Origin of the sequence: Metabacillus sp. cB07 (assembly GCF_016839225.1) — a bacterium.
GTDB classification, from domain to species: Bacteria; Bacillota; Bacilli; order Bacillales; family Bacillaceae; genus Bacillus_P; species Bacillus_P indicus.
The window spans coordinates 3,892,772-3,906,533 of sequence record NZ_CP069296.1 but is presented as its reverse complement, the minus strand read 5'-3'; the positions used below and the strand labels follow the sequence as shown (position 1 = coordinate 3,906,533).

At 48.2% G+C, this 13,762-nt stretch carries 13 protein-coding genes; 11 read left to right on the top strand and 2 right to left on the bottom strand.

Annotated elements, in window-relative coordinates:
- Positions 1-13: 13 nt before the first annotated feature.
- The 5 genes from xylF to JOJ89_RS19875 all read left to right on the top strand — a co-directional run bounded on the left by xylF (position 14) and on the right by JOJ89_RS19875 (position 6,099).
- A complete protein-coding gene (gene xylF / locus JOJ89_RS19895; RefSeq protein ID WP_203289152.1) occupies positions 14-1,057 on the top strand; it encodes a D-xylose ABC transporter substrate-binding protein in 1,044 nt (347 codons plus the stop codon).
- A gap of 399 nt (positions 1,058-1,456) precedes the next feature.
- Positions 1,457-3,001 (top strand): xylose ABC transporter ATP-binding protein, encoded by a 1,545-nt coding sequence (locus JOJ89_RS19890; RefSeq protein ID WP_203289151.1) that lies wholly within the window; start codon positions 1,457-1,459, stop codon positions 2,999-3,001.
- Positions 2,998-4,176: a sugar ABC transporter permease gene (locus JOJ89_RS19885; protein ID WP_203289150.1), complete on the top strand. Its 1,179-nt coding sequence runs from the start codon at positions 2,998-3,000 to the stop codon at positions 4,174-4,176. The genes JOJ89_RS19890 and JOJ89_RS19885 overlap by 4 nt, the downstream gene beginning before the upstream one ends.
- 90 nt (positions 4,177-4,266) lie before the next feature.
- Positions 4,267-5,736 carry a methyl-accepting chemotaxis protein gene (locus JOJ89_RS19880; RefSeq protein ID WP_203289149.1) on the top strand — a complete coding sequence of 490 codons (1,470 nt, stop codon included), beginning with the start codon at positions 4,267-4,269 and terminating at the stop codon, positions 5,734-5,736.
- A 90-nt stretch (positions 5,737-5,826) separates the two neighbouring features.
- Entirely contained in the window at positions 5,827-6,099 is a 273-nt protein-coding gene (locus JOJ89_RS19875) for a hypothetical protein (RefSeq protein ID WP_029566613.1), read from the top strand.
- A gap of 67 nt (positions 6,100-6,166) precedes the next feature.
- Here JOJ89_RS19875 and JOJ89_RS19870 read toward each other — a convergent pair whose 3' ends face one another.
- A complete protein-coding gene (locus JOJ89_RS19870; protein WP_203289148.1) occupies positions 6,167-7,366 on the bottom strand; it encodes an NAD(P)/FAD-dependent oxidoreductase in 1,200 nt (399 codons plus the stop codon).
- A 158-nt stretch (positions 7,367-7,524) separates the two neighbouring features.
- Here JOJ89_RS19870 and JOJ89_RS19865 point away from each other — a divergent pair, with 158 nt between their 5' ends.
- The gene (locus JOJ89_RS19865) at positions 7,525-8,511 is read left to right on the top strand and encodes a Gfo/Idh/MocA family protein (RefSeq protein WP_203289147.1); all 987 of its coding nucleotides are present in this window, start codon (positions 7,525-7,527) and stop codon (positions 8,509-8,511) included.
- Positions 8,512-8,683: 172 nt separating this feature from the next.
- On the opposite strand, the gene JOJ89_RS19860 is transcribed toward JOJ89_RS19865, so the two are convergent.
- Positions 8,684-9,187: a hypothetical protein gene (locus tag JOJ89_RS19860; protein ID WP_203289146.1), complete on the bottom strand. Its 504-nt coding sequence runs from the start codon at positions 9,185-9,187 to the stop codon at positions 8,684-8,686.
- Positions 9,188-9,403: 216 nt separating this feature from the next.
- On the opposite strand from JOJ89_RS19860, the gene JOJ89_RS19855 reads away from it, so the two are divergent.
- The 5 genes from JOJ89_RS19855 to nuoH are packed head-to-tail and all read left to right on the top strand — an operon-like array spanning position 9,404 to position 13,731.
- Positions 9,404-9,778, top strand: coding sequence for an NADH-quinone oxidoreductase subunit A (locus tag JOJ89_RS19855; RefSeq protein ID WP_029283392.1), 375 nt, complete (start codon positions 9,404-9,406; stop codon positions 9,776-9,778).
- A complete protein-coding gene (locus JOJ89_RS19850) occupies positions 9,769-10,290 on the top strand; it encodes a NuoB/complex I 20 kDa subunit family protein (RefSeq protein WP_029566618.1) in 522 nt (173 codons plus the stop codon). Before JOJ89_RS19855 ends, JOJ89_RS19850 begins: the two co-directional genes overlap by 10 nt.
- Positions 10,280-11,623, top strand: a complete 1,344-nt coding sequence (locus JOJ89_RS19845) for an NADH-quinone oxidoreductase subunit C (protein ID WP_203289145.1) — start codon at positions 10,280-10,282, stop codon at positions 11,621-11,623. Before JOJ89_RS19850 ends, JOJ89_RS19845 begins: the two co-directional genes overlap by 11 nt.
- A gap of 3 nt (positions 11,624-11,626) precedes the next feature.
- The gene (locus JOJ89_RS19840; protein ID WP_029283398.1) at positions 11,627-12,727 is read left to right on the top strand and encodes an NADH-quinone oxidoreductase subunit D; all 1,101 of its coding nucleotides are present in this window, start codon (positions 11,627-11,629) and stop codon (positions 12,725-12,727) included.
- Complete coding sequence (nuoH, locus tag JOJ89_RS19835) at positions 12,727-13,731, top strand: NADH-quinone oxidoreductase subunit NuoH (RefSeq protein WP_029566620.1); 1,005 nt, start codon at positions 12,727-12,729, stop codon at positions 13,729-13,731. The genes JOJ89_RS19840 and nuoH overlap by 1 nt, the downstream gene beginning before the upstream one ends.
- Positions 13,732-13,762 lie beyond the last annotated feature (31 nt).

Below are 13,762 nucleotides of genomic sequence, written 5' to 3'. Positions count from 1 at the left end.
GGGGAATGGGGAAATGAAGAAGGGGTTACTGCTTTTGATGATGATGACGTTTTTATTTGGTCTTACTGCCTGTGTCAGCTCGGGCTCAGAGCCGACAAAAGGGGACGGCGAAAAGGCCGGGAAGGACGATGAGCTAGTCATCGGATTCTCAATGGACACGCTTGAAGAAGAACGCTGGCAGCGCGACCGTGATCTATTTGTGGCAAAAGCTGAGGAGCTTGGCGCAAAAGTAAATGTTCAGTCAGCAAACGGCGACGATGCGAAGCAAATTGCACAGGCTGAAAACCTGATCAGCCAGGGTGTAGACATTCTGGTAGTCGTGCCTCATAACGCGGAGGTTGCCGCGTCCATCGTAGAAATGGCTCACCAGGAAGATGTGAAAGTCATCTCATACGACCGTCTGATTAAAAATTCGGATGTTGATCTATATGTATCCTTTGACAATGAGCGTGTAGGAGAAATGCAGGCAACGGCCATCACTGAGCTAGTACCTAAAGGGAACTATGTACTGATTGAAGGCGCGGATACAGACAACAATGCCCATCTTTTCAAAAAGGGACAAATGAACGTGCTTCAGCCCCTAATTGATAGCGGAGACATTAAAGTTGTCTACGACCAGTGGACAGAAGAGTGGGATCCGGCAAATGCCCTTGCCAATATGGAAAATGCTCTTACAGCGAACAACAACAAAGTCGATGCTGTTGTAGCAGCAAATGACGGTACGGCAGGCGGCGTGATTCAGGCTCTTGCTGCACAGGGCCTTGCAGGAAAGATTCCAGTTTCAGGACAGGATGCAGAGCTTGCGGCTGCACAGCGGATCGTAGAAGGCACACAGACGATGACAGTTTACAAGCCAATCAACCTGATTGCAGAAACCGTTGCTGACCTTGCCGTGAAAATGGCCAATGGCGAAGAGGTTGAAACAAACGGTAAAGTGAACAACGGAAAAATCGATGTCCCATCGCTTCTGCTTGATCCGGTAGCGGTAAACAAAGACAACATCGATGACACCATCATTAAAGACGGGTTCCATAAGAAAGAGGATGTGTACAAGTAAAAGGCTGGGGCACAAGAAAGACCAGGGCGCAGCCACAAATCCAATCGGTGGGTAAGCAAAAGTGACATCACTCAGGCGAGTGCCGCCACAAATCGCGTCTGGTGGTATGTGAAAGTGGCACCACTCAGGCGAGTGCCGCCACAAATTGTGTCTGTCGGTATGCAAAAGTGGCATCACTCAGGCAAGTGCCGCCACAAATCGTGTCTGGGGGTATGCAAAAGTGGCACCACTCAGGCAAGTGCCGCCACAAATCCAGTCGTTGGGTAAGCAAAAGTGGTAACACTCAGGCGAGTGCCGATCCTCTGCATACCCAACGCAAGCGTGAAACCTTTAAAGCTGTACCATACATTGAAAAATGCGGAATTCTCGATAATTCCGCATTTTTTTCTAGACATTTTAATGAATTGGAGGGGGAAGAGTGTGTCATCTGTTCTTGAAATGACGAGTATTACGAAAGAATTTCCAGGCGTGAAGGCTCTTGATGACGTCACGTTTCAAGTGGAAAAAGGCGAAATCCATGCACTCTGCGGAGAGAACGGTGCCGGGAAATCCACACTTATGAAAGTGCTGAGCGGGCTGTATCCTTCAGGTTCTTATTCAGGCGAGATAACGGTGGACGGGGAAGTGCAGTCTTTTAAAACGATTAAAGATGCCGAAAAAGCGGGCATCTCCATCATTTATCAGGAGCTCGCTCTTGTCCGGCAAATGACGGTGGCAGAAAATCTCATTCTCGGCAATGAGCCCGCTACCTTCGGCATTATCGATCAAAATAAGATGATTCAGATGTGCGAGAAATGGCTTGCTGAGGTCGGTCTGAAAGGCGTAAGCCCCGATACAATTACCGGAACACTCGGCATCGGCCAGCAGCAGCTTGTCGAAATTGCAAAGGCTCTTTCAAAAAAGGCCAAGATCCTGATTTTAGATGAACCGACTGCTGCACTGACTGAACAGGAAGTCAAAATTCTGCTTGCGATCCTAAAAGAATTCAGGGAGCGGGGCGTCACCTGCATCTACATCTCCCACAAGCTCGGAGAAGTGTTTGATATTGCCGATACGATCACGGTTCTCCGCGATGGAAAAACGGTCACTTCCCAAAAAACGGCCGATCTCACGGAAGACAAAGTCATCGCATACATGGTGGGGCGCGAAATCAAAGACCGCTATCCCCGTATGGCCGCAAACCCGAAAGAGACCATTCTGAAGGTTGAGGACTACACGGTTTATCATCCTGATATGCCAGGGAAAAAAGTCATTGATTCCGTCTCATTCCAAGTGAAAAAAGGAGAAATCCTTGGGATTGCAGGGCTGATGGGTTCAGGAAGAACGGAGCTTGTGATGAGCTTGTTCGGCGCTTACGCGGGCTATTCAGAAGGCAGTGTGGAGATCGACGGGAAGAATGCGAAAAACAAATCCGTCAAGCAGGCAATCGAAAACGGACTGGCGCTCGTATCGGAGGACCGGAAAAAATTCGGACTTGTCCTGAACATGGACATCCAGAACAACGTGACACTTCCGAGCCTGAGGCGCGTCTCATCCTTCGGCGTCATCAACCAGAATGAAGAAATCCGCAGCGGGAATCAGTATTTAAAACAGCTGAGAATAAAAGCGCCATCTGTTGAAACGGTCACCGGCACTCTGAGCGGGGGAAATCAGCAGAAGGTTGTCATCGGAAAATGGCTGATGACAAAACCTAAAATTCTGATACTCGATGAACCGACACGGGGAATCGATGTTGGAGCGAAGCTTGAAATCTATCACATTATGAACGAGCTTGTAAAAGAGGGAGTGGCCATCATCATGATTTCGTCTGAACTGCCTGAAGTACTTGGCATGAGCAACAGAATTCTGGTGATGTCAGAAGGGAAATTCACAGGTGAATTCCATGCAGAAAATGCCACCCAGGAAAACATTATGAGAGCAGCGACAGGAGGACTTGCAGGATGAGCACAAATCCCGAAACCGTGAAACAGCCGGCAGTAAAAGAAAAGAAAATCAATTTGTTTACAATCGATATCCGCGCTTACTCCATGATTGGCGCCCTTCTCATCATCTGGATTTTATTTTCCGTCTTAAATGATACCTTTCTTACCCCGCGGAACTTATCCAATCTCTTTTTGCAGATGTCCGTAACGTCGATCCTTGCAATAGGAATGGTCCTGATCATCGTGTCCGGACAGATTGACCTCTCAGTCGGCTCGCTTGTCGGCTTAACGGGAGGCGTAGCAGCGATCCTTAACGTCTGGCTTGGCTGGGATACGATACCCGTTATTATTGCAACAGTTGTATTGGGTGCGCTGATTGGTCTGTGGCAGGGCTGGTGGATTGCCTACAGGGCGGTGCCTGCCTTTATTGTCACACTCGGAGGGATGCTTATTTTCCGGGGAATACTGACCGGTATAACCGGTAGCATGACGGTAGCTCCGCTTTCACCCAGCCTCAAAATCATCGGACAGGGATATGTGACGCCTGCTGCAGGCCTTATCATGGGAGCGATTGCGTTTATCCTTGCCGTGTACTTTTTGATCAGACAAAGAAACGCGCGCATCAAGTATGGATTTGATGTTCTTTCCATGAACTGGACGCTGATTGCTTCAGTGGGCCTCGGACTTCTGATTTTTACGTTCATTTACTTGATGAATCAGTACCAGGGAATTCCGGTGCCATTTATCACGGTCATCATACTCGCTGTTCTTTTTCACTTTATCGCCAAAAAGACGGTATTCGGCAGACAGGTGTATGCCATTGGGGGAAATCCCGAGGCCGCTGTTCTCTCAGGCATTAACATGAAGCGAAGAATTCTCCTCGTTTTTGTTCTCGGGAACACACTTGCAGCCATCGCGGGTCTTGTCCTGACTGCCCGTGTAAACGCGGCAACCGTTGGAGCAGGTAACATGTATGAGCTTGATGCAATCGCAGCCTGCGTGATCGGGGGCACAAGTTTGATGGGCGGAATCGGTACCATCCCGGGAGCAATCATTGGAGCTCTTGTTATGGCGAGCCTGGATAACGGCATGAGCATCATGAACATTGATGCCTACTGGCAGCTGATTGTAAAAGGAAGTATTCTCGTTCTCGCCGTTTGGTTTGATATTTACAGCCGGAATAAAAAGAAGCGCTGAAGTCAGCGTTTCTTTTTTTCGTCATATAAAAAATCTGTAAGCGCTGTCGATATAGTAAGTAAACCAACTTGAACACAGGGGAGAACATGTATGACAGCGATTGAAAAGGTAAAACACGATGATTTGTTGAGCAAAAACAAGCTGATGCTGTTTACGTTTGGAGCGTCATCTTTATTTGCACTGATTTACGTCCTGGTCACTGGGCAGATGGAGCAGGTACCGATCTATTCAGCTGACTGTGTGCTGCTGATCGGTTTTTATGTTTTGTTCCGTTATTTGAAAAGGGACAGGCTGTTTCCGTATTTCACGGTTGTGATGATTTATATTCTTGCATGCGCCTCAGTCTTCATAACCGGCGCCAATCTTGCGCTCATTGCGGTCCTCTTTTTTCAGGCCGTCTTTTCAGCGGTACCGCTTTACTCGACGGTTTTCGCCACTGGATTTAGCCTTGGCCTAGTGACCCTTTTTGTCAATGCATCGGTGCCCTCTGCAGAACAGGAAATCATTGCAGGCAGCATGGGCGCTATTATTCTGGCCTATCTTTTAACAGGGGTCCTGCTTGGCGTGCTCATCCATCTGAATAAAAAACAATTCAAGGTCCTGCAGCAGTTCATAGCGGATGCCGAAGCGGAAGCAGGCCGAAAAGAAGAACAGAGACACAAGCTTGAACAGGCCGCTTCCCGGATAGCTGACAGTGTGTCAAAAGCAAACGAGAGAGTGCAGATGAATACACGCGCCCAGGCAGAAATGACGATTGCCATTAATGAAGTTTCTGCCGGGAGCCAGATCCAAAGCGAGCAGATCAGCGAAATTGCGGAGAGTGCCCATTACAACATGCTTTCCATGAACGAGCTGAACGAGATTTCCTCTCTGTTGAATGAAGACTCAAGACAAGCCAGCCGCATTGCGGACAAAAGCGGTGAAAAAGTGAGCAGACTGATGACAGAAATGAATGAACTGAATCAAATCGTGACGGCTTTGAATACGACATTTAAAAACCTGAACCTGAAGATTGAAGAAACCAATCAGTTCACCAACACAATCCGTCAGATAACCGAACAGACAAACCTTCTGGCATTAAATGCATCGATCGAAGCAGCAAGAGCGGGAGAGGCAGGCAAAGGATTTTCGGTCGTTGCCCAGGAAATCCGCAAGCTTGCCGAACTAACGAATGATGCCAATAAAAAAATCACGGAAAATTTGAAACAGGTCAATCAAACGAGCGGGGAAGCAGAAGAAAAAATGGCGGCAAGCAGTGCCAACCTGCTGACAAGCGTCGACGCAACCCGGGAAGTCCACGAGAATTTCCAGCAGCTGAAAGAGAAATTGGCCAATATGACAGAAAGCTTCACAGGCTTTGAAGCCATTTCGGGCGACGTAGAGACAAACACGGCAAATGTCGAGCGTTCAACCAATGAACTTGCGGCGATCATTGAGCAGGCCTCCGCCAGCATGCAGGAGATGAGTGCGACGATTGAAACCCTCAGTGATGATAATAAAAAAATCGCAGACCTCATGAACGAAACGGCTTTAAGCGCGGAATCAATCCTGAAAACGTAAGCGCCCATGTTTTGCATTTTGATAAGCGGGTAAAAGTAAGAAACACTTAAAAAACACTTAAAAAAATGCAAAACGGAAGGAGCATCAAGCATGAGACAAAAAGCGTTAATTTCAGGCATTGCCATCTCGACAGTCGGAGTAGGCGTCACATCCTACCTATTAAAGGACAAAGCGAACCGTGAAAAGGTAACGGAATTTGTACAAAGCACGAAAAACAAAATTCCTTATTTCTCGCGCAAAAACACAGATTCATTCCCTGTTGAAAAAGCGGGACATCCGGATCCGGAAGACATCGATGACAACACAATGGTCTCAGAAGGCTCCATGTATCCCGTTCAATATTATGATGAAAAGCAAAAATGATGGAAAAGCCGGCCTTGTGCCGGTTTTTTGCTGCAGAAAAACAAAAAAGGAAAAGCCGCAGCTTTCCCTATCTGTCCAGCCGGACAATGTCAGCATCCGGATGGGATTGATATAGAATCAGATCTTTTATGATTTCTGCTCCAAGCATCGAATAGACGGTGCCGTTGCCTCCAAACCCAAGACAATAGTAGATATTGTCTTTTTTCGGATGCTGTCCGATGAAGGGAAGTCCATCGTCTGATTCGCCGAAGCTTGCTCCCCAGGCGGAGTCGACCTCCATGTCATAAGAAGGATAATGCTCTTTGATTTTATCCAGCAGACGCTGGCCGCGCTCGCGGATAATGTCTTCATTGCTCGGGGCTTCCATTTTATCTTCATCAAGTCCGCCGGCAACGATTCTTCCGTCGACCGTTGTCCTCATATAAAAGTAGGGCCGTTTCGTCTCCCAGATTAAGCTTTTATCCTCCCACTTTTCTAACGATGCAACAGGAGTGGTGGCAATCGCATATGTTCTGTTTACATCCGCACCCAGCTTTTTGGCGAATGGTATGGTTTCATATCCGGTGGAGTAAATGACATTCTTTGCCCGGATGGTTCCGTGCGGCGTGTGCATTATGACATACTCTTCCTCGCGGTCACCCTCTTCAACAGCCGTGTTCTCATAAATTTGCATGCCGCGGTTATGGGCATCTTCGAGCAGTGTCTGAGCAAATTTGTATGGATTTACCTCTGCATCCCCGTCAGTCAGAAGCGCCGCAGGCTTTTTAAAACCAAATCGTTCTTCAATTTCATCTTCTTCTAAAAAAGAGACTGGAAAACCATGCTTGGAAAGCGCCTTGAACTCTTTTTTCAGCTTGGACACATCTCCGGAGTCGCTCGCATAATACAGACTTTTACGTCTGTTAAATTCGACCGGTTTAGACAGGCTCTTAGCCGTTTTTTCAAGCTCGTCCACCGCTTTTAAGCACATCTTATAAAAACGCACGGCCTGATCCTTGCCGATTTCCTTTATAAATTCATGCAGCATTTTGTCATTTGAAAATTGAAGCAGGCCGGTGTTGGCAGACGAACTTCCGCTTCCGACAATTCTTTTTTCAACGAGCACGGTTTTCAGATTATAGGCTGAAAGAGTGTGGGCGCACAAGGCGCCGGACATCCCCCCGCCGACAATGAGAACATCGCATGTAATGGATTCGCGGAGTTCGGGATATTTTTGTGTGCTGCTGATTGTTTTTGGCCAATAAAGTGAACCATTATGCAGTTTCATTCATTTTCCTCCTAGAAGTCATACAGGGATATTCCCTCTTATATCCAGACGGGAAACCTTTTTGTGCGCTTTTCTTTTCATTTTATCCAAAAGAAGAAAAGGAAATCAGCGGTGCGAAACGGAAATAGTATAGGGACAACGTCAAGGAGGGGACAGATATGATAAAAGCAGCGATGCTGAGCAAGTGGCACGTGCATGCCGTTGATTATGCACGGGATATACATAACAGTTCGAAAGTGGAAATTGCGATGGTCTGGGATGAAGACAAAGAGCGCGGAGAGAAGTGGGCAAATGAGCTTGGAGTGCCGTTTGAGGCGAGCCTCGAGGCAGTGCTCGGGAACCCGGAAATTAAGGGAGTCGTGGTGGACACTCCGACAAATATGCACAAGGAAGTCATTGTGAAGGCAGCAGAACACGGTAAGCACATTTTCACGGAAAAAGTGCTGGCTTTAACAGCTGCAGACTGCAATGAGATCTTTAAGGCGGTCGAGAAAGCGGGAGTTTCTCTGGTTGTCTCCATGCCAAGACTGAGCACGGACTATTACCTTTATGCAGAAAAAGCTGTAAAAGAAGGCCTGCTCGGAGAAGTGAAAAACGCGAGATGCCGTGTAGCGCATAACGGATCGGTTCCAACAGCAGAAAATCCGCAGGGCTGGCTGCCTGCACATTTTTACAACGCCGAGCAATGCGGCGGCGGTGCGCTGATCGACCTTGGTGCCCATCCGATTTATTTAATGAACCGTCTTGCAGGAAAACCGAAAGAAGTTTCCTCGCATTTTGATTATGTATACGGCAAAGATGTGGAGGATCAGGCCTCGGTGCTTGTCACGTATGAGAACGGTGCCACAGCCGTCCTTGAAACATCATTTGTTTCATTCGGCAGTCCGTTTTCCCTGGAACTGTACGGAACAGAAGGATGTCTCCTGATTCAGGACGGGAAAATCGAGCTTCGGAATGCAGAAGGTGTCCGCATTGTGGAAAATCTGCCTGAAGAATTGCCGATTCCGATGGAGCAATGGGCTGATGCGATTCTGTCTGAAGCTGCGCCATTCATTACGAACGAGGATGCCCTGTTCCTGACCGCAGTCAATGAAGCGGCGATCAAATCTAATGCAGAAAAGCGCAGAGTGGCCGTCGAATTTTAAAAGAATCCGGCCGGAAATCGTTATTCCGGCCGGATTTGTTCCTGATTGGTGCTCTACCAATCCAAATCGGCATTCTAACAATCCAAACTCTTGCTCTAACAATCCAAATTAGCATTCCAACGATCCAAAAGCCGCCTCTTACAATCCGAAGCACAAAAAAAGAACCAAACACTCAGTTTGGTCCCAGCTTTTTGCTTTTTTGCTCATATTTTTGATACATCTCATAAATTTTCTGCTCAGACGCATCTTTTGCAGACAAAAAATGATTCTCAAACAGATTTGAAAAGTACGTGACTGTGCGACCGCACTGGATTCCTGACACATACGCATTCTCTGTGAACGAGTATTCTTTCACAGCCCATGCAGCATGATCAAGATGTATCACTGCCACCTCACCAAAGTAAATGCTCATGCATTCCTCAAGATCGGCAACCGTTAGTTGAAAATCACGGAATTTATTTTCTTTGAAAAAATCAAAGTACACTTCTTCAAGTTCAATCAAACTTTTTGGAGAAAAGGTTAATGGTAAGCCAAGTTCTGCATATATATCTTCTAAAAGAGACAAGTTCTCTTTCCGCTGTTCATAAAAATAGATTTTAGCCGCTTCTTCTGATTCAAACACAGGCAGATTCTTGCCGTAATCCGTTTCAAAGTCATGCTGATATGATTCTGGCATTCTGTCACCTCGCGTTTTTTATTCATGAGCTAGTATAACATCCTGAAGGCCATAAATGAGCTGCTTACAGAAATGCTACAAAAGAGGATGAATCTGGATATGTTCTTGTGAAAATATCCCTTATCGACACTTTTTGGGCATCAGTGTTATAATGTTAGCGGTTACATTTTGAATATTATAAAAGTTTTACCAACTTTCACATAACGGGGGAAAGGGATGGAATCACTCAACGTCTATTTGAATAACTACTTAATTGTTGTTGTTTTCCTGCTGCTTGGTATCTTGCTGCCGGTCGTGGCGCTTGGAATCGGCCGGATCTTGAGGCCGCACAAGCCGAGTGAGGCGAAAGCCACGACTTACGAGAGCGGGATTGATCCATTTCACGATTCACGCGTTCAATTTAATGTCCGGTACTATATGTTTGGTTTGATGTTTGTCATTTTTGACGTAGAAACGGTGTTTTTATATCCGTGGGCTGTCGCGTATGAGAAGCTTGGTGTTTTTGCTCTGATTGAAATGCTTATTTTTGTCATCATGCTCGTGATCGGGCTAGTCTACGCATGGAAGAAGAAGGTGCTGAAATGGACTTAAAGCTAACGAATATCCCTCAGGATGAATTGGAAGAACTCAAGCGCAGCGTCTTTTTGACTACACTTGAGGATTTAAAGGGCTGGGCGAGAAGCAATTCACTCTGGCCGCTGACATTCGGCCTTGCATGCTGTGCCATCGAAATGATGGGTGTCGGCTCATCACACTATGACCTTGACCGTTTTGGCTCGTTTTTCAGAACGTCGCCCCGGCAATCGGATGTCATGATCGTGTCAGGGACCGTTACGAAAAAAATGGCCCCGGTCTTAAAGCGTTTGTACGACCAAATGCCTGAACCGAAATGGGTCATTGCCATGGGTTCATGTGCAACGGCAGGCGGACCGTACATCAAATCCTACGCCGTCGTAAAAGGAGTCGACCAGATTGTGCCGGTTGACGTCTATATCCCGGGCTGTCCGCCTAATCCTGCCGCCCTCATCTACGGAATCAACAAGCTGAAAGAAAAGATCCGTTATGAGGCAAAAACAGGGAGTGAGATAATCCATGAGCGATGAAAAGGACCTCCAGCAGCTAAAGAGAGAAGCCGCTCAAAAGGCAAAGGAGGATGCCCTGAAAAAGCTTGCTGAAAAGCAGGCCGGAAACGCACCCGCAAGCGAAGACTCTCTAGCCAAACAAAAGGCCGCCGCAGCCGCCAAAGCAAAAGCAGCCGCACTGGCTAAGCAGAAAGCGAAAGAATCCGGAGGAAGCGAATTATCAGGAGACGACCTCGCATTAGCGAAGCAAAAAGCTGTTGCAGCCGCCAAAGCAAAAGCCGAAGCCATCGCGAAGCAAAAAGCGAAAGAAGCGGGAGAAAGCGAATCATCAGGAGATGACCTTGCATTAGCAAAGCAAAAGGCTGTCGCAGCCGCCAAAGCAAAAGCCGCTGCACTTGCCAAGCAGAAAGCGAAAGAAGCGGGGGAAAGCGAATCATCAGGAGACGACCTCGCATTAGCAAAGCAAAAAGCTGTTGCCGCAGCAAAGGCGAAAGCCGCCGCACTCGCCAAGCAGAAAGCGAAAGAAGCTGGGGAAAGCGAATCATCAGGAGATGACCTTGCATTAGCAAAGCAAAAGGCAGTCGCAGCAGCCAAAGCAAAAGCCGCTGCACTTGCCAAGCAGAAAGCCAAGGAAGCTGGAGAAAGCGAATCCACAGGAGATGACCTCGCATTAGCAAAGCAAAAAGCAGTCGCAGCCGCCAAAGCGAAAGCCGCTGCCGCCGCCAAAGCAAAGGCATCCCGTGAAAATATGTCAGAAGACGACCTGGCGAAAGAAAAGGCAAAAGCGATTGCAGCTGCCAAGGCAAAGGCTGCCGCTGCTGCTAAAGCAAAGAAGCTTTCTGTCCAGGAAGAAGAACCGCAGCAAGAAGAACCCTCACCGAATGAACCGATCCTGCAGAAATACATCAGCATCATTGAAACGCATCTCGGCCGGGATGTTCTGGAAGAGTCAGGAATCAATAGGCTGTCGAAAGATGTTCCTACCCTTACTGCAAAGAAAGAATCCTATTTTACGATAGCAAAACTGCTGAAAGAACAGGAAGACTTACAGTTTGATTATGTGTCCGAACTGCATGGCACCGACTTTCAGACCCATATGGAAATCTACGCGTACCTCTTTTCCTATATACACAGGCACACCGTTGTGCTGAAAGTGAAGCTTGACCGGGACCAGCCTGAAATCCAGTCGCTTGTGCCTCTTTGGAAAGGCGCGGACTGGCCTGAGCGCGAGGCCTACGACTTGCTCGGCATCCGCTTCACTGACCATCCGAATTTAACGAGAATCATGATGCCGGATGACTGGGTCGGGCATCCGCTCAGAAAAGATTATGAACCTTATGATGTGGAGGTGTAGCTTTTGATCCGGACAGAAGAAATGCTCCTGAATGTCGGCCCGCAGCATCCGAGTACGCACGGCGTATTCAGGCTGGTCATAAAAATTGACGGAGAAATCATTAAAGAGGCTACACCGGTGATCGGCTATTTACATAGAGGCACGGAAAAACTCGCGGAGAATCTGCAGTACACGCAGATCATTCCCTATACAGACCGCATGGATTACCTGTCCGCGATGACCAACAACTATGTGATCTGCCATGCAGTGGAGACGATGGCTGGCATTCAAGTTCCGGAACGCGCGGATTATTTGCGCGTCATTGCGATGGAGCTTGGCCGGGTCGCGAGCCACCTTGTCTGGTGGGGAACGTATTTGCTTGATATTGGGGCGGTAAGCCCGTTTTTATATGCTTTCCGCGAGCGGGAAATGATCATTAATCTGCTGACAGAACTGTCGGGCGCGAGACTGACGTTCAACTACATGCGTGTAGGCGGAGTGAAGTGGGATGCACCGGAGGGCTGGATCGAGAAAGTCGCCGAGTTCATCCCTTACATGAGAGAGCAGCTGAAAGGTTATCACGATCTCGTGTCAGGGAACGAAATTTTCCTAAACCGTGTAAAAGGGGTCGGCATTTATACAAAAGAAGAAGCTCTTGAGTATTCCCTGAGCGGCGCTAACCTCCGCTGCACCGGTGTGAAATGGGACCTTCGAAAAGATGAGCCGTATTCCATCTACGACCGTTTTGATTTTGACGTTCCGGTCCGGACAAAAGGCGACGCTTTTGCCCGCTATGAATGCCGTATGGCTGAAATCGAGGAGTCTCTGAAAATACTGGAGCAGGCGGTTGAACAGTTTCCTGGTGACGGGCCGATCATGGCTAAGGTGCCGAAAATCATTAAGGCTCCAAAGGGAGAGGCGTATGTACGGATTGAATCCCCGCGCGGCGAGATTGGCTGCTACATTGCCAGTGATGGGAAAAAAGAGCCGTACCGCCTGAAATTCAGACGGCCGTCTTTTTACAATCTGCAAATCCTGCCAAAGCTGCTACAGGGAGAAAACATGGCGAACCTCATTACCATTCTCGGCGCCATTGACATTGTTCTCGGGGAGGTGGACGGCTGATGGTGCAGGATCTGCTGCAATCGTCCCCCGGCCTCGGCAATTTCGCCATTTTTTTCGGACTCGCAACAGCCTTCCTGTTTGTCGTCCTTGGATTTGTCACCTACGGCATCCTTGCTGAACGAAAAGTCATGGGCTTCATGCAGGGCAGGATCGGGCCGAATCAGGTAGGCGGCAGGTGGGGCCTCCTGCAGACAGTGGCTGATGTTCTGAAGCTTTTGATAAAAGAGGACACGATTCCGAAGCTTGCGGATAAACCGCTGTTTATTCTCGCACCTGTCATTGCCTTTGCCCCTGCCTTTATTGTGCTGTCAACGATTCCCTTTACAGATTCCTTTCAATTTGCGGATCTTGGAGTGGGTCTGCTATTTTACATCGCCATTTCCGGACTGACGACAATCGGCATTGTCACCGGCGGCTGGGCATCGAACAACAAATACTCGCTGCTCGGAGGCATGCGGGCTGCTGCCCAGATGATTTCCTACGAAATCCCGCTTGTTATGTCAGTCATCGGGGTCGTGCTTTTATCCGGAAGTCTGAACTTGAACACAATCGTCGATGCACAGGAAAATGTCTGGTTTATTTTCCTGCAGCCGATTGGCTTTTTGATTTTTTTGATCGCATCTGTCGCAGAGCTGAACCGGACGCCGTTTGACTTGCCTGAAGCGGAATCAGAACTTGTCGCCGGCTACCATGTCGAATATTCCGGCTTCCGCTGGGCGTTCTTCATGCTATCGGAATACGTATACTTTTTCGCCATGGCATCGCTGACGACCGTGCTCTTCCTCGGCGGCTGGCAGCCTGTTGCCTTCCTTGACTTCATCCCGGGCGCCATCTGGTTCGGACTGAAATTCAGCGTCGTGATTTTCATCCTCATCTGGTTCCGCGTCACCTTCCCGAGGATCCGCGCCGACCAGCTCATGGAATTCGGCTGGAAAGTGCTCCTGCCGGTCGCACTCGCAAACATCTTTATCACAGCGATTGTTAAGGAGATTTTCTTTAAGTAGCAGATGAATAACGCAAAACACAAACAAGGGG